The 17031-nt window shown below is 32.0% G+C and carries 17 protein-coding genes and 2 pseudogenes; 1 reads left to right on the top strand and 18 read right to left on the bottom strand.

What is annotated here, in order from left to right; all coding sequences use genetic code 11:
* From IGJ28_RS17880 to IGJ28_RS17825, 12 genes are all read right to left on the bottom strand, one after another.
* A partial coding sequence (locus tag IGJ28_RS17880) for a dihydrodipicolinate synthase family protein (RefSeq protein ID WP_438845598.1) occupies positions 1 to 456 on the bottom strand: 456 nt, incomplete at its 3' end.
* A gap of 17 nt (positions 457 to 473) precedes the next feature.
* Positions 474 to 1166: an N-acetylmannosamine-6-phosphate 2-epimerase gene (locus tag IGJ28_RS17875; protein WP_217698254.1), complete on the bottom strand. Its 693-nt coding sequence runs from the start codon at positions 1164 to 1166 to the stop codon at positions 474 to 476.
* A 237-nt stretch (positions 1167 to 1403) separates the two neighbouring features.
* On the bottom strand, positions 1404 to 2246 hold the full coding sequence (locus tag IGJ28_RS17870) for a MurR/RpiR family transcriptional regulator (protein ID WP_438845597.1): 843 nt from the start codon (positions 2244 to 2246) through the stop codon (positions 1404 to 1406).
* A gap of 36 nt (positions 2247 to 2282) precedes the next feature.
* Positions 2283 to 2732 carry a YhcH/YjgK/YiaL family protein gene (locus IGJ28_RS17865; RefSeq protein WP_077454665.1) on the bottom strand — a complete coding sequence of 150 codons (450 nt, stop codon included), beginning with the start codon at positions 2730 to 2732 and terminating at the stop codon, positions 2283 to 2285.
* On the bottom strand, positions 2729 to 4087 hold the full coding sequence (locus IGJ28_RS17860; RefSeq protein WP_195957962.1) for an ABC transporter substrate-binding protein: 1359 nt from the start codon (positions 4085 to 4087) through the stop codon (positions 2729 to 2731). Before IGJ28_RS17860 ends, IGJ28_RS17865 begins: the two co-directional genes overlap by 4 nt.
* Positions 4088 to 4105: 18 nt before the next feature.
* Complete coding sequence (locus IGJ28_RS17855; RefSeq protein ID WP_138372286.1) at positions 4106 to 4942, bottom strand: carbohydrate ABC transporter permease; 837 nt, start codon at positions 4940 to 4942, stop codon at positions 4106 to 4108.
* Positions 4943 to 4960: 18 nt separating this feature from the next.
* Complete coding sequence (locus IGJ28_RS17850) at positions 4961 to 5845, bottom strand: carbohydrate ABC transporter permease (protein ID WP_103301341.1); 885 nt, start codon at positions 5843 to 5845, stop codon at positions 4961 to 4963.
* 423 nt (positions 5846 to 6268) lie between these two features.
* Positions 6269 to 6391, bottom strand: coding sequence for a transposase (locus IGJ28_RS17845; protein ID WP_228081225.1), 123 nt, complete (start codon positions 6389 to 6391; stop codon positions 6269 to 6271).
* A gap of 353 nt (positions 6392 to 6744) precedes the next feature.
* Positions 6745 to 9042, bottom strand: a complete 2298-nt coding sequence (pflB, locus tag IGJ28_RS17840; protein ID WP_138372285.1) for a formate C-acetyltransferase — start codon at positions 9040 to 9042, stop codon at positions 6745 to 6747.
* A gap of 369 nt (positions 9043 to 9411) precedes the next feature.
* Entirely contained in the window at positions 9412 to 9801 is a 390-nt protein-coding gene (locus IGJ28_RS17835) for a DUF7006 family protein (protein WP_103301339.1), read from the bottom strand.
* 111 nt (positions 9802 to 9912) lie between these two features.
* The gene (locus tag IGJ28_RS17830; RefSeq protein WP_167757196.1) at positions 9913 to 10056 is read right to left on the bottom strand and encodes a hypothetical protein; all 144 of its coding nucleotides are present in this window, start codon (positions 10054 to 10056) and stop codon (positions 9913 to 9915) included.
* Between the two features lie 496 nt (positions 10057 to 10552).
* Positions 10553 to 10711, bottom strand: a complete 159-nt coding sequence (locus IGJ28_RS17825) for a hypothetical protein (RefSeq protein ID WP_175413588.1) — start codon at positions 10709 to 10711, stop codon at positions 10553 to 10555.
* A 585-nt stretch (positions 10712 to 11296) separates the two neighbouring features.
* Between IGJ28_RS17825 and tnpA the strand changes: the two are divergent.
* A pseudogene (tnpA, locus tag IGJ28_RS17820) lies at positions 11297 to 11638 on the top strand (IS200/IS605 family transposase).
* 105 nt (positions 11639 to 11743) lie between these two features.
* Here tnpA and IGJ28_RS17815 read toward each other — a convergent pair.
* The 6 genes and pseudogenes from IGJ28_RS17815 to IGJ28_RS17790 form a co-directional block, all read right to left on the bottom strand.
* On the bottom strand, positions 11744 to 12523 hold the full coding sequence (locus IGJ28_RS17815; RefSeq protein ID WP_438845596.1) for a radical SAM protein: 780 nt from the start codon (positions 12521 to 12523) through the stop codon (positions 11744 to 11746).
* Positions 12524 to 12559: 36 nt separating this feature from the next.
* Positions 12560 to 12844, bottom strand: a complete 285-nt coding sequence (locus tag IGJ28_RS17810; protein ID WP_438845595.1) for a collagen-like triple helix repeat-containing protein — start codon at positions 12842 to 12844, stop codon at positions 12560 to 12562.
* An 845-nt stretch (positions 12845 to 13689) separates the two neighbouring features.
* A pseudogene (locus IGJ28_RS17805) lies at positions 13690 to 14192 on the bottom strand (hypothetical protein).
* Positions 14176 to 15552 (bottom strand): Y-family DNA polymerase, encoded by a 1377-nt coding sequence (locus tag IGJ28_RS17800; protein ID WP_242387794.1) that lies wholly within the window; start codon positions 15550 to 15552, stop codon positions 14176 to 14178. Before IGJ28_RS17800 ends, IGJ28_RS17805 begins: the two are co-directional and overlap by 17 nt.
* 329 nt (positions 15553 to 15881) lie before the next feature.
* Complete coding sequence (locus IGJ28_RS17795; protein WP_138372280.1) at positions 15882 to 16145, bottom strand: ribbon-helix-helix protein, CopG family; 264 nt, start codon at positions 16143 to 16145, stop codon at positions 15882 to 15884.
* Positions 16145 to 16957: a ParA family protein gene (locus IGJ28_RS17790; protein ID WP_175413587.1), complete on the bottom strand. Its 813-nt coding sequence runs from the start codon at positions 16955 to 16957 to the stop codon at positions 16145 to 16147. Before IGJ28_RS17790 ends, IGJ28_RS17795 begins: the two co-directional genes overlap by 1 nt.
* Positions 16958 to 17031 lie beyond the last annotated feature (74 nt).

Genomic DNA, 17031 nt, shown 5'->3' with positions numbered 1-17031 from the left:
TTTTGGTGTTAAAGAAACACCAGCTAGTTGAGGAATATTATAAATAATAAAATCAGTATTTGGTGCAGCATCACTTATATTATTCCAATATTTAGAAATGGAGTACTCAGGCAAACGGAAATAAATAGGTGGAATGGCAGCAATAGCATCAACACCTAGACTTTCTGCATGTTTTGCTAAAACAGTACTATCTTTCGTACTATTACATGCTACGTGAGCAATAATCGTAAGTTTATCTTTAGCTACTTCCATTACATTTTCCAAAACTATTTTACGATCTTCTACACTTTGATAAATACACTCTCCAGATGAACCATTAACATATAGGCCTTTAACCTTTTTATCAATAAAATATTGAGTTAATTTTCTAACTCTTTGGGGAGAGATTTCCCCTTTTTCGTCATAACATGCATAAAAAGCTGGTATTATTCCTTCATATTTTGTTAAATTCTTCATTGATTTATTCTCCTCTTTTAATAATTGGCTGTAATTGTCGAAACAAATCTTTTAGTAATAATTTGTGGACGAGTAATAATAGAACCTACGACTACACTATAACATCCTAATTCTAATACTCTTTTAGCTTTCTCAGGTGTATCAATATTTCCTTCCGCAATTACTGGATGTGAAACATTGTCTATAGTTTTACGGATAAACTCGAAATCATTAGCTTCAATTTTTATTGTCTTACTTTGCTCTGTATATCCAACTAACGTAGTTCCAATGAAGTCAAACCCTAACTTATCAGCAAATATACATTCTTCTATTGTGGAACAATCTGCCATCAATAGTTGATCTGGATACTTTGTCTTGATAGAATTAAAAAAGCTTTCAAGAGACTTCCCTTTTGGTCTGATATTACTTGTTGCATCTAGAGCTATGATATCAGCTTTTGCTTTGACTAATTCATCAATTTCTTTCATCGTTGCTGTAATATAAACACTTGAATCATTATAATCACGTTTTACTATACCAATTACTGGCAAATCAATCATTTTCTTTATTTCCACAATGTCATTATAGGTATTTGCACGGATACCAGCGGCACCACCTTCTTGAGCTGCAACTGCCATTCTTCCCATAATAAAAGATGAGTGCAGTGGCTCGTCTGGTAATGCTTGACAAGATACAATTAAATTTCCTCTTATACTTTCAATTTTTTTCATAATTAATACCTCCAGCAAATAATATACAGATATATATACTATTAAAATGTACATAATGTAACGTTAATTAATTTGTCGAAAAGATAAATTAAAAATATTAAACAATTATTATTCCTAGCAAATATCCTCTATGATGGACTTATTCAATAATTGATTAATCATTTTTAAATAATAAAGATATATTAAAAGCTAATAAATGTTAGTAGTATTCTTCTATAAATTTCAAAATTTATATTTCTAGAACAATCTATCTACCACTGCCTGTGAACTTCTATGTTGATTTCTAACACTGCATTCCTTATTTCTTTGGTAGTATGTGGTATAAAGTAAATCCAGAAGATAAATTTGACTAGTTTTAACAGTTAACGATCCTCCTTCTAAAGGAGATTCCTTACTACCACATAATAGAATTTCATCTGTATATTTAGTTAAAGGTGATTTCTGGTATCGAGTAATACCAACTATTTTAGCATGAGTTTCTTTAGCAATATCAGCAATATTAACAATATCTTTCGTTGATCCTGAATAAGAAATCAAAAAAACTAAATCATCTTCTGTTAACAAAGATGCAGCCATTGCTTGCATATGAGCATCTTGAATAATTCTTACTTTTGGAGTGATTCTTAAGAACTTATTCCAAAAGTCTTGAGCTGTTTGGGCACTTCCTCCAACTCCAAAAAAGAAAATAGAATTTGCCTTCTCCATCAGTTCCACAATACGAGTAATAGCTTTTAAATCTAATAATTGATAGGTTTCCTTAATTGCCTCAAATTGCCGATCCATCCGTTCTTTTTCGAATCCAAAATCTTGACTTTCATCTTCTGTATCATTTGTTCTACTAGAAGCCAGATAAAGAGAAAGTTCCATTTTAAATTCTTGATAACCTCTAAATTTCATTGTTTGGCAAAAACGATACACACTAGTTTCCCCAACCCCACAAGCATTTGCTAATTCTGTAATAGACATGTAAATTATATTTTCTTTGTCCTTCAATACATAATCAGCAATTTTTTTCTCAGCTTTTGTTAATTGGTTATATCGTGTTTGAATTTTTAAAATTAAATTAACAGGTCTTTGCATTCTTTTTCACTCCTTCTCTACCTGGCTAAAGTATCATTAAACAGCAATTTTTACTATGCATTTCCTAACTTTTTTACTTTTTTCTGTCATTCTATTAGGTTCATGCGCCTCATTAGGAAGAAATAATGCAAAGTATTTAGGAGATAGGTATAATTCTTGTCTTCGACTTGAGAATACTAAACCATAGTCATTTTTATTACTATATTCTTTAATTTCTGTAATATCACCAAATCCATAAGCAATAGTTTCCTCACCATCTATGATTATATGAAGATCTATATATTTTTTATGATACTCATACTCACCTGTAAAAACACTATTTAATTTCTTGTCTTGGATCATAAATAGAATATTTTCATTTAAAGAATATCTCCAATCTAAAGGTAAGGAATCGATATCTATATTTTCTAAATACTCTATGACCAATCCTAGATTAGGGTGAAAATTTTTATATTTTTTCAAATTTTTTAATTGATCATAAATCATTTTTCAGGCTCTCCTTGCTCGTTTAAAGCTTTAGAACGCCTTAATCCTCGATCGATAGCCTTATCTCCAGCTTCAACAAATGCATCTAATGCTTCTTTGGATGTCTTTTCACCTGTTAATGCTGCTTGTATTTCTGGATAAAGCGCATTTCTAATTTCTGCATATCCTGGTGTATTATTAGAAAAATTTACCACGTATTTATCGTTATTTGTATATGTTTCAAGAAGTGGCATTTTATCTTTTTCTATTTCAATGATACTATTTCTCACAGGTAAAAAGTTCATGCTTGCTTGAACTAATTCTTTATTTTCTGAATAGAATTTAACAAAATCTTGAGCTAATTTCATTCTCTTTTCTCCATTAGTATTAAAGACTCCAGAACCAAGTACATAAGTAAAGGATAGTGGTTTTGTTTTTCCTGGAATATTAGCCAAACGGACATCAAACTTCTTAAGAGAACCATTATCCATACTTTCTAACATTCCTGCATACAAAACGGAATTGGCAAAACTTATACCGACCTGTTGATTTTGAAACATTGCATTTACATCATTACTTGAAAGAGATTCAGCTCCCGGAGTAACTAGTTTTTCCTTAACTAATTCTTTTAGGAAATCCAAGGCTTCTACTCCTTCTTTATCATTTACATTTAACTCACCATTAGTAGAGAAAAATGTGTTTCCAAACATTCTCAAATACATCATATTCCAGGTATCTCCTTGATTGTTTTTCGCATATAATCCAAACGGAGATACTTTACTATTGCTTTTCTTCAAAGAAGTTAATATTGTTTTAAAATCCTCAATAGTCCACTTAGCAATTTCTGTTTTTCCAGATATATAGCGATCTAGTCCTGCTTCTTTAAACATATCAGCGTTATAAACAAGCAAGCCTGGATTTTGCGCAAATGGGTAAAAGTATGTTTTATCTTTAATCATTACGTTGTCCCAAATTGCATTCGAGATATCATTACGGTTTTTATCATCAATAATAGAGTCGAATGGTTCCAACAATCCCTGATGAGCATATGTGGATAATACAAAAGTTGAATCAAAGAAAATATCTGGCAAAGTATTTGTTTGTACAGCTACACTTAATTTACTATCTCGTTCATCTCCAGGTACAACTTGAACATGAATTTTCGTTTCAGGATGTTTCTTTTCATACATATTGGCTGCTGTTTTCAAGAAACTATCATAATCAGCACCTTTTTCATCAGCTCCATATGTCCCTTTCCATTGTGGTGTTAACCAAACTTCTACTTCGTTTTGGGGAGGCTCTTTTTTTCCACATCCTGAAAATCCAATAATGATTAGACTAAATACTAAAATCATATACAATAATTTCTTTTTCATAAATAACCCTCCTTCTAATTATTCTTTTACTGAACCATCTGTTGCGCCCTTAATAAAGAAACGTTGAAACATGAAAAAGATAATAATCATCGGTAAAGCAGCAATAGCTGCGCCAGCAACCCGTAATCCAATATTAGGATTCACATCTTGTTGCAAGCTGGCTACCCCTATCGTTAAAGTCTTCATCTCTTTACTACGAGCCATTAACAGTTGCCACAAATAGTCATTCCATGCAGTAACAAAATTTAAAATAAACAATGCACCTAACCCAGGTTTTACAATTGGAATACATAATTTATAAAAAATTGTCCACTCATGAGCACCATCAATTTTAGCAGATTCTCGAATTGACTCTGGAATAGATTTAAAATAGGAATACAACATAAACGTACCAAATCCTGTTGCTAAATTAGGTACAATCATTGATTGATAGGTATCAATCCAATTCAATTTCACCACAACATCAAATAAAGGAACAATAAATGTTTCTTTTGGAATCATGATTGATGCAATTACAACTAAAAATAAAACTGTTCGTCCTTTAAACTTTAATTTAGCAAAACCATACGCAGCCAAAGCTGAAATAATCACACTTAAAAGGGCAGTAAAAAAAGCTACAACAAAACTGTTTGTGATCCACTGCATAGCAGGTTGGCCTTGAAACAATTCATTTAAATTACCAAAAAACCATTTATTTGGTAAAACATTAGGTGGCATTTGATAGATTTCTGCTGATGTCTTAAAAGTATTTGTTAGTAACCAAAATAAGGGAAGTAAAAATAATAGAGCTAACACAAACACTATAATATTTGTAATCAAATCGAATTTTTCCATTTGTTTTAACTTATTTAACATATGCTTTTCCCTCCTAAATTATTTTGACTTCAAAAATGATTTCAATTGTGGAATGCTAAATAACAGAGCAATGATAAACATTAGAACTCCAATTGATGAAGCCATACCTGTATTGTTATAAACAAAGGCATTTTGATATAAGTAGTACATCATTGTCACAGATGCATTGTTAGGTCCACCACCAGTCAATAACTGAATAACAACAAAGATTTTAAGAACCGCAATAATATTGATAACCGTTAAATATGCTGTTGTTGGTTTCATTAACGGAATAAGTATATATTTAATTCTTTGCCATCTGGTTGCACCATCTAATTGAGCTGCTTCAAAATAGTCTTCTGGCAAACCAATCATTGTTGCTAAATACAAAATAATAGCTTGCCCTACATTACCTACAAATGTAACAAAAATAATAACTGGCATAACTGTCATTGGATTTCCTAATAAATTTACATCTTTAATCCCAGCATTTCCCAACATATAGCTTATTAATCCATTTGATGGATTCAATAAAAAATTCCAGATAATACTCATTACTACCATAGAAACCATAACCGGCAAATAATAACTTCCTCTAATAAAAGAAACATACTTAGAGTTTTTATCAAAAACGCTTGTTGCAACAAACAAAGCAAAAACAATTGTTAAGACTACAATAGCAACTACAAAAAGAATTGTATTAAATATAGATTTTAGAAAAACCGGATCTGTAAAAAGATTTTTAAAATTTTCAAATCCTACAAAATAAGAATCCATACCATATACTTCATAAAAACTCATTTTAAAGCCCTTGATTACTGGATAAATAATAAAAATCAGCATCAGTAATATTTGTGGAGCAATGAATAGATAGCCAGAATAATGATTATTAGCAAAAATATTTTTTTTGTTTTGATTCATCATTAATAATTCCTCCTATTTTTATAATTAATACACTAGATTTACAAAAAAATTCAACTAATCTCTCCTTTCATTATAGATTCTAAAACACTAAGCACCTTGTTGGTTGCGCTTTCATATATATTGTACTATTAAAAATAAAAAAAGAAAACACTTTTTTTATTTTAAAAAAAAGGAAATTTCTTTTTTGATACTATATAATACACGGATTTCAGTAAAAATTTATCTTTAAAAACTGATTGATTTTTACCAGCTTTAAAAAAGTGGTCACAATTTGTTAGTCCTTTTAAAGGGATTTTTTTATGATTGTCAAGCGCTTGCAAGCTTATTTATTTTTATAGATTTACGTACTCTTGTTTACTAACATTATATTTGATTCAATCACTATTATTCCCGAATATATTTTTTATGGATTGAGGTTAGATTTCATTTTTTTAAATAGCCCATAAAACTGGAAATAATGATATTCGGTAGTATTCTTACTAACAGTTGAATATGGCCAGATGTTGTATGAGTTTCAAAAATTGTAACATCTTTTATCTTACACAATTCTCTTACTATCTAACTAATAGTTAATTTTAATTTTCCATAAGGCATTTTTGTCGATATTTCGGGAATTAATACTATGTAATACGTAGTACGAGCTAAACTTTTATCGCTAAATCTATCTCATCCACGCATAGAAACGTACGGTTTTTTTGTTTCGTTCGCGTAGCGAACGAAACTGACTAAAGTCAATAATGAAAATGGGGCTGATGAATCAATTCTGATTCATCAGTCCCATAAGTTATAGAGCCGGTTTTTTTATATCTAACAATGATGAAAGTTTAGCACAACTTGTCGGTTCGTGTTGACAAACAGACCATTTTTTAATATTAAATTCTTTTTAATAGAATTGATTTTTACATTTTAATATGATCTGTACGTGAGATAACATCACGACGTTGTTCTGGTGTTAAGTCGCGAAATTTCACTGCATATCCAGAAACACGAATCGTAAAGTTCGCATATTTTGGATTGTCAATATCTTTATCCATTTCTTCTAGCAGTTCACGACCAAAGACATTGACATTCAAGTGGTAGCCGCCCTTATCAAAATAGCCATCTAATACTTGTCGTAGGTTATCCACTTGCGTTCCTTCATCATCCATACGGCCTAATGCTCCAGGATTAATGGTTTGTGTGTCGGAAATACCATCTTGCGCACAAGAGTAGTTCAATTTCGCTGTTGAGTTTAATGAAGCTAGTAATCCATTTTTCTCACCTAAGAATTTACCATCTTGATAACTTGGATTTGCTCCTGGTGCTAATGGTTTTCCTGCACGGCGACCATCTGGTGTATTTCCAGTATTTTTGCCATAAACGACATTTGAAGTGATTGTCAACAATGATAATGTTGGTGTTGAGTTACGATAAGTATGTTGACGTTTGATTTGAGTCATGAAGTACTCAAGAATCCAGTTTGCCATTTCATCTGCTTCGTCATTGTCATTTCCATAAGTTGGAAATTCATTTTGTGGGACATAGTCGATGGCTAAACCATCTTCATCACGGATAACTTTTACATTTCCATATTTAATTGCCATCAATGAATCGGTTGCGTGAGAAATCCCTGCAATACCAGTTGCGAATGTACGTTTCAGATCAGTATCCATTAATGCTAATTGTGGAGCTTCATAAGCATATTTATCATGCATATAATGGATTACGTTCAAAGTGTTTACATATAGCTCAGCTAACCAGTTTAAAACATCTTTGTAGCTTTCCATAAATTGATCGAAATCGATGCTATCACCTTCTAGAGGACGGAAGCGTGGGCCAACTTGCATTTTTGTCATTTCATCAATGCCACCGTTAATTGCATAAAGTACTGCTTTTGCTAAGTTTGCTCGGGCACCGAAGAATTGCATATCTTTTCCAATTACTGTCGCAGAAACACAGCAAGCAATTGCCGCATCATCTGATCCCCAGTATTGGCGTAATAAATCATCGTTTTCAAATTGAATTGAAGAGCTTTGTTTGGCTACTTTTGCTGCATAAGTACGGAAGCCTTCTGGTAAACGGGAAGAATATAACACAGTCAAATTTGGTTCTGGTGAAGGTCCCATGTTAGTCAATGTATGCAAGATACGGAAATCATTTTTGGTTACTAATGAGGATCCATCCATATTCATACCAGCTATTGATAGTGTCGCCCAAATTGGGTAACCAGAGAATAATTGGTTGTATTCTGGTGTACGAGCAAATTTTACCATGCGTAATTTCATAATTAAGTGATCAATCATTTCTTGAGCTTCAAATTCAGTAATCAATCCACGATCTAAATCACGTTGGATATAAATATCAAGAAATGCAGAAATACGTCCTATTGACATTGCTGCCCCGTTTTGAGATTTAATTGCTGCAAGGTACCCAAAATATAACCATTGAATTGCTTCTTGTGCATTAGTAGCAGGTTTTGAAATATCATAGCCATAACTTGCTGCCATCTCTTTCATATCAGCTAAAGCACGGAATTGTTCAGAAACTTCTTCACGTAGCTGTATTACGTCATTGGTCATTACTTTATTACCAATATTTTTCCAATCTTTTTTCTTTTCCTGCATTAAGAAATCGATACCATATAATGCTACACGACGATAATCACCAATGATTCGCCCACGTCCATAAGCATCAGGTAGCCCAGTAATAATTTTGTTTTTACGTGCTAAACGCATTTCATCTGTATAGGCATCAAAAACACCTTGGTTATGCGTTTTACGCCATTTATTAAAAATAAAGGACATTTCATCGTCTATTTCATATCCATTTGATTCCAATGCCTTATTTGCCATATTGATTCCACCAAAAGGCATAAATGCTTGTTTCAATGGGATATCTGTTTGTAGCCCAACTATTTTTTCTTCTTCCTTAATTAAGTAACCTGGTTTATGAGAAGTGATTGTTGCAGGTACATCGTTATCCATATCATAAACACCATTTTGCTTATGTTGAACTTCAAAAAGTTCCTGTAACTTATTCCACAATTTTTCTGTACTAGAGGCTGCTACTTCTAAAAAGCTATCATCTCCTTTGTACTCTGTGTAATTACGTTTGATAAAGTCTAATGTATTAACTTCGTGCTGCCAGCGACCTTCGTTAAAACCTTCCCAAGGATTTTTCTCCTGTGCTACAGTTTTTCCAGCTGTTTTACTTTCCATATTTGTACTCCTTTGTTAAATAGTTTCAATTTTAATTTAAAATAATTATAGCAAAGGAATTTATTTTAAGAAAGGGCTTTTTTACTTTCATATTGTTGAAAATCCTTTTAAAATAATGATAATTCTTTTATTTATTTAAAAGAAACTGTTATATTTTTTGTTATAATAGTTTATGTAATTGATAATGAAAGATTCTATACGATAGTCAATATTGCTCAATAATAAACAATTTTATTTATCTCTGCTAAATGAAAAACAGATAACTGATACAGAATATATTGTGAAAAAGTTCTCTCTCTAAATTCTCATGGTATATCTTTTCTCATAAAAATATTTAAAAATATTTTTATGAGTTTGTAGGATCGTGTTCTACAATACAGAAAAATAAAGAGAATGTGGAATGTTACCATCAATCTTTAGATCAAATATTTCCCTAGAAAACAATTTATAATCTTTTCTGGAACATTCAATTATTTCTTTTTGAGTTATTTTTTCAAATGGATTATACGTTTTTTCAAAGTTGGTTGGTAAAAGTGTTAAAATAATTTGTAAGCGTGCATCTAATCCAAGAATTTTGGAGTGTATCTCGAAATAGTTACACGAATTTACCAAAGAAATATATTTTTTTATTTTTATACAGATTGCTTTGATCTCAACTAAAACTAATGGATAATAGTCTATAAGATAGGAATCCATGCAAATTTGATCAAAATAGGAAAAATAATCCTCTTCATTCAAGAATGTTTTTATCTCTTTCATAAAATAATTACTTCCTTATTCTTTCTTTATTTTCTATTTGTAAAATAATTATTATTTTTATCTTGTGGACTTTTCTTTAATTAATACTAAATTTCTTCACTCATAATCCTTTCATTTAGTATTTTCTTTTTTCCATATTTCAAAATGCTTTTTGTCTAATTTTTTTAAAGAATAATCTTTTTCAAAATATTTAAATAACCCTTTTTCAAATTCATTTCTTGGTTTAGGATTATACTTTTTTTCTTTTTTCCCCACATTATCAACTCTCCAATATTAATTTTTCCTTATCTATAAATTATCAAAATAACAATTGTAATAAAAGTTTTTTTAGATTATACAATTATTTTAACGTGAAATAATATGTATACTTATTTCTGAGATCATAAAAAGACTAGGCGATTCAGTAATTTTGTAACACTATACTTTAAATAGGTATACAAGGATGCTACTTCCGAAAGAAAGGTAAGTGATGTCTGTCGTTAATTTTTGTAAAGGTTATTTGGTGTTCCAATCCTTTTGGATAAGGTTGTCAAAAGCTTTATGTTGCGGTCCGGTATGACGATATTTTTTTCCTTTTGCTCTGCAGTTCCAGTCTTTTCGTTTCATGATACACGGCACTTTATTGATATCTATTGTAAATTCACAACTCAAAAAGGCATGAATTTTGCGATGCCCAAATAGAGAATGTTTCTCGTGAATTAATTGATGAATTCGTTCCTCTATAGATGTTATTACTGTTGATATGAGTTTTCTATTCCTGTAGAAAGTGCTTCTTGATAAATCCAAATAACCGTGTCAGCTTAGAGATTGACAATTGATTTTTGTGCTTTTCAATGAAATGAACAATATTTTCTTTTGTCACCATCTTTTGTTTGAGATAAAATTCTCCACTTAGATACCATTTTTCCAATTATATATAGCTCCTCTTCCTGGGATACTGAATTCTTCTTGAAGATAAGAAGCTGACTCTCCTTTCAATAAGCGCTCTTATTTTTCTTATAACAATTTAAAAAATGTTACTTTGTGCTAAACTAATCGTTAGATTTGCATAATTAGACTTGCGTTGCGCGTTAGTGAAGTTTCACGCAGCGCTCTTTTTGGAGGAGTGAGCATGGGTGAAAAAATATTTTTGATAAACACTGGTAACTAGCTTCGAGTGAGTAAAGGGCGAGATACAAGAATCTGATTCCCCCCCTATCCTAGTATTAATTGAACTTATAAAGGAAAAGAAATACTTACTTTAGTTGTGCCAGCTTGATATAGATACTTTTGAAGTGATCCTGGATAAATTCAAATATAGCAATAATAAAAGAGTGAGCCTATAATAGATTCGCTCTTTTATTATTATTGACTTTAATCAGTTTCGTTCACGTAGCGTACGAAACAAAAAACGCGCGTTTTTATGTGTAGATGAAATAGATTTAGCGATAAAAAACTCCTTTCGATATACTAACGATGGCTACCAACTGCGTATCAGATCGAAAGGAGTTTTTTTATGTTTAACGACAATAAAAGTTTAGCACATACGAGATGGATATATGAGATGAAAGACGTTAAAATTATTGAAGCTCATGAAATTCCTGACCACATTCAACTGTTAGTAAGAATACCGTCAAAGATTAGTATTTCTAGTTTTATGAGCTATTTAAAAGGACGAAGCGTAGCCTTAATCCATGAAAAACATGCAAATTTGAAATATAAGCATGGGAATAAAAGCTTTTGTTCCAAAGGATAATACGTAAGTACGGTTGGGTTAAATCAAAAAACAATTGAAAAATATATTCGAGAACAAGAAGATGATAATCGAATTAGAGATGGTATAAGTAAGAGTATGTAGATCCATTTAAATAGTTAAAGAGAGAGGGATGTGAGCAGTTGATGGTCATTTAAAGGGGCTAGCGAATGGTGAGCCATTCTAGGGCTGTTAAAAATCCACCCGTTTTCACGGGTGGATATCTACATCATGTTGAGGTGTAATAACCGTATTTATCATAATTTTTTTAGCAAAATCAGGGTGATTTTCGATAATCCTATTCAGATTTTTAAGAATAACCTCAAATGATCCCTTGCCATTTACAAATCTTCTATTGATATCGTGTTGTTTTGATGCACCATCTAAACTTAATGTAATGTGAAAATTACGGTTATCAAAATATTCTGCCACTTTTTTTGTTAATAGTGTTCCATTAGTCGTTATTGTAAAATAAAGATTTTTACCAGGGTTAGTAGATTCAGCATACTCAACACATTTTTTTATGAATCTAAAGCATAGTAAAGGTTCTCCACCGTAGAATCTAATTGCTAGATCATTACTATGTGATGAATGTTTAAAAAAGTAATCAATGCTATTTTTAGCCAGTTCAAAATCCATTACCTTATTATTGTGCTGGCGATTATAATAGTTCCCTGAATATACGCAATAAGAGCATCTAAGGTTGCAATTTTGAGTTAATTGAAGTGTCATCTGAGACATTGAATTGCTTACCAATTCATTCAGAATCTGGGTGTCTGGATGTTCTATTGAGACAATGGGATTATCACCTAAAAATCCGTTTTTTATTAAGTTATCTAGTCGAGTGTCTTTTTTTATGGAATCTTCGTTTTCAATAACTGTTTCATATTCTTTTAGTGCTAAATATTGCTGTTCATTGATTTTACAAATTTTATTCTTATTATACAAATAATTACTAATTGGTGTATTAATGAGTTTATATAAGATCATTTCCATACCCCTCATTTCTCAAAAGAATATTAAATACTAATAGATGATTATAAATTTGCCTTTACCATCATTCCCTCTTTTACCATCATTTCCTTTTTTGCCAGGCTCCCCCTTTCTGCCTGAAACCCCTCTTTTACCAGAGTTTCCTTTACTACCTGGATTTCCTCCTGAAAAGTCGTCATGCTCCTTAAACATTTCATCTATAGTATGAGATGGATTTGGATAAATAAATGATTTCGCTTCTACAGCATTTAAATTCAAAAGAAAAAAGCCAGTGAGTAGCAAAATGGTTATCGAAAATTTCTTGCATTTTTTTAACATTAAAGTTTTCTCCCGAAATCTATATATTTTAAATCAACTTTTGAAACGTTTATATAAACCCCTTATTTGCTATAACTATTTAAACTATTGCATAGGGTTGATTTGTCCTTGTACTAGTGTACTTAGGGCGAGATCTGTATACATCGAGATTAGAAATTCTTTTTTCCCTCATTTGCAAATTAACTTTGCCATACTAAAATTATAAATGTGAAAAAGTGCATATTAGGTTTTACTTCTACTACATTATTTATAAAAATCCTAAATGAGAATACTTAATAAAGTGATATCGCAAAAAAATATTGCGTTATTTGCATTTGATTGTACTGATGCATACAAATAGTGTCAATATCTAAAAAATGTTTATTTATAGAAAAAATATTATTAAATTTTATTCGATGTTTTGATGTTTAATTAAACAAAATGTAAGTATTACCTATTAATAGAAGTATCAATAGAATTAATCTCAAGAAAATAATGATTATTATTATGGTAGTATTTAATCATGTTTTTTCCCTTCTTTATTATACTTAGGTGTTTATTTCAATATTCTTAAACCATCGTTGATATAATACCTTACTATAAAAGTAGTATGCCTAATTTTATAGTATTTTAAAAAGGTACTACCATAATTGCGAATTATGGTAATACCTTTTTAGTTTATATAGTTTATTCTCTAGTTAATCTGTAAAAATCTGTAGTTTTCGTACTTTCCGACCATTATTCTAGAAATAGCATTCAAAATAGGTGATAATTTTAATGGTATTTGAGTAGAAAATGAATAATTAATTTTCTTATGGAAGAGCCTATGTCTTTTCCTTTTTTAAAAATGCTCTAAGGAATTCTCTTCAGTCGTCTTCTAAAAAGGGCTGATAATACTCGTTTTTTATTAATTCAACTTCAGAATCAATTTCTTTGTTCTTCTCTTCGACTTTACTTGGAGATCCTTTATTTCGAAAGTAATCGATATCGAACCATTTTTTTCCTTTTTTATTTCAATATGGCGGACGTCCGACCAAAAGATTTGCTGATCGTTAATAACGAAATAGTCGTCGTAAGCCTCACCAAGAAAGAGGCCTACTAGAGGGTCTAAAAACCGTCCAAATTCGTTCTTGGTGTTTAATTGAATAGAAACCGATTTGTGATAAAGAAACGATTCTGAGAGGATCACGTCAATCTCCTCTCGATTCATTAGCTCAAGAGCAGCAACTTCTTTGATTGCCCAGGCTTCGTTTTCTTTGATTCCTTTGACCAGCTCGTCCATGGCATATGCAGTCCCCCACTTTAACCCGAATGGCCGATCATGATACTCGTTGTAATCTAAAAATGATTTTTTAGTTCGCTTTACCATTGGAACCACCTTCGATTCCAGCCAAGCCTCCGGCATGACCACCTACGAGTGATGAACGAGCGATTGCGCGTCCGCCTTCTAAAAGGCTATTGGCGTGCACAATGGACTTAAACCCGTATTTTTTGCGAATAGTGTCTACAACATAATCTATTTTCAAGTCTTTTACTTGTTCGTCTGGATCAGCAAATAGGTCTAATTGTAACGCGTTCGAAAAAACTAATTTCGAACAGTTCACGCCAACATGTCGGATATCCTGGTACTTGTAATGGCGATCAAATATCTGGAGTAAGTAGTTTGCAGTTTGTTTGCTGCTGTTGGTAGCAGGCACCTTCATTTGCTGACTAAAGCCGCGATTGCCAGCTCGATCGATGTAGCCCATAGAAAAAACGATCCAAAGTGATACGACTTCAGCTTTGGCTCCTGCACGTCGTAACCTGGTTGCTACCTGATCGGCCATTTCTTTTATAACGATTTCGATTTCATTTCTTCTAGTATAATCACGATTCAAAACCTGACTATTACCTATAGATTTTGACTTCGGAGAATATTTTTGACCCAGAAAGGAGCGATCAATCCCCCATGAATTTGCATATAATTGTGTACCTAAAACACCAAACTTTTCCTTGATTTTATAATAATTCGCATGAGCGAGATCATGCATGTTGAAGATACCCATACGGTATAATTTGACAGCTGTTTTGCTCCCTATTCCCCATACGTCGGTCAAATTGTCAATGGTCCAAAGTTTTTCAGGGACGTCCTCATAGCGCCACTCTGCTCTCATGTGTGGATTTTTTTTACTTTCGAGATCCAGAGCAAATTTGGCTAATAAAGGGTTGTCTCCTATTCCGACTGTCGTATAGATTCCGGTACGCTTATAAACGTCAATTTGGATCATTCTAGCCAGCTTGTTTGCGTCTTTAGCACCAAACATTCGCAATGAGTCTGTAACGTCTAAGAAGCTCTCGTCGATGCTATAAACGGCATGATTTTGTTCGTCAGCATATTCCTTGTAGATATTGTTGATTTCCATATTTTTACGCATATACAACGCCATTCTTGGTGGCGCGATTGTTAGATCTTCCGGATAAGGAAACGGCAAATCCCTTGCCCTGCTTACATTAGAAATACCATAGGTTGCCTTTGCAACAGGACTTGATGCCAGGATCAGGCCACTTCCTCTCAGGTTCGGATCGTCTGAAGGATACGACATAACAACCAATTTAGTGTTAAGTGGATTTAATCCCCTTTCTACGCATTCTACTGAAGCATAAAAGCTTTTACAGTCGATACAAAGGATATCGCGTGAGGGTTCCTTCGAATAGTCGAAGGTAGGATTCACACCAAACTGCATGGCCATGATAAATCCCCTTTTCTAAAAAACGATACATTTTATATACGCATTAGAACATGAGTTCGCTTTTGGTGTCAAGAGAACTACTCGGTCTTTTTATTTATAGTGTTATTAAATTTCTCGTTTCTCCCTTCTTATTAAAGGATTTTTAAGAATTTTGTTTGAAAATTGCTATTTTATGTACAAAAATTGGGAAGCCTCCTTGTTTTCTAGGTATACATGTGCATGACTATGTTTATATACATGTATATGATTGCCAATATGTTTATGTATATGCGTATTTTTTTATAGTTTAAAAAAGAAGTATAAGCAAAAGCTCACACTTCTTTTATGTATCAATCCGGAAATTGACGGGAATATTCAGCATTAATCAGATCACGAATTACCTCTGAAGCGGACTTACGTTTAAGTTTCTTTCTAAGGATCTGCAATTTTTCCTTGTCTGAAGGATAAAGAGTTATTTGAGTAGGCTTTGTTTTTTCTACTTCTTCTGCTGGATTTAAAGCACTGTCTAATCTAGCAGTAGTAAGTTTTTCTGTTATGGGAGTATCTGGAGTTCCCTCGAACGTATTTTTTGCTTTTTCGAATCTATTTGCCATTATTTATCACTTCCATTTAGTTTATTTAGTATAGTATCAAAGACTCCCCATGTATGATCAAAGAAATTTTTGTGTTTGTTGTAGAGATCTTTGTTCTTTGAAATTTCAACTAAAGGCGTCATTTCTAAATTAGCTGTATTTACCAGCTCTTTATCTGGAACGTAACCTAAGTAGTTTGGTTCTTTGGAAATAATCTCTAAAAATTCCTTGCTAGAATTAGTATTATGTTTTACTTTATTGCCAATAAAGTAATATTTAGCAACTAAATAGCTTTCTCCTGTTCGTACTTCAACCAGTTCTTTGCGTAAAGTATCGATATCTCTGCCGAGTTTCAATAACGCTTTGAAACCGTCCATTGAGGGATCAGATACTCCTAGAACAACGTCAGAAACAGCCCAAGCGTTTTGTGTTATTAAGCTCGTATCGTTGTGCGTATCTATGAATATATAATCATACTTTTTTTGAAGTTCTTCGATATTTTTTACATACCAGGAAAACAATATTAAGCGATTATTTGGTTTGTCCCTAATGAGATCTTCTATTTCTGCTAGTTCAGGACCGCCTGCTAATAAGTCTAAATTTTTATGAATATGGATAGGCTCGACGTCGTTTCCTTTATATAAATTAGAGATCTTGTTCTCGTCCTTTAGCAAACCAAAGTCATATTTTCCATACCTATCGGATAGGTTTCCTGATTTATCTTGATCGATGAGGAGCACAGTAGCTTCTTCTGAAGTCTTTTCAGCCAAATTATAGAGGGTACTGGTTTTACCTGTACCACCTTTTTCAATATTTGCAGTCAATGTGAACAATATTTTTTCCCCCTTTTTCTCAGTTATTGAGTGAATAGACGATCTATAAACATATTCATATACATATTTATGAT

Source organism: Enterococcus sp. AZ091 (genome assembly GCF_051714805.1).
Classification (GTDB): Bacteria; Bacillota; Bacilli; order Lactobacillales; family Enterococcaceae; genus Enterococcus_D; species Enterococcus_D gallinarum.
The sequence above is the reverse complement of the archived record's forward strand: the minus strand, read 5'-3'. Positions and strand labels throughout refer to the sequence as shown.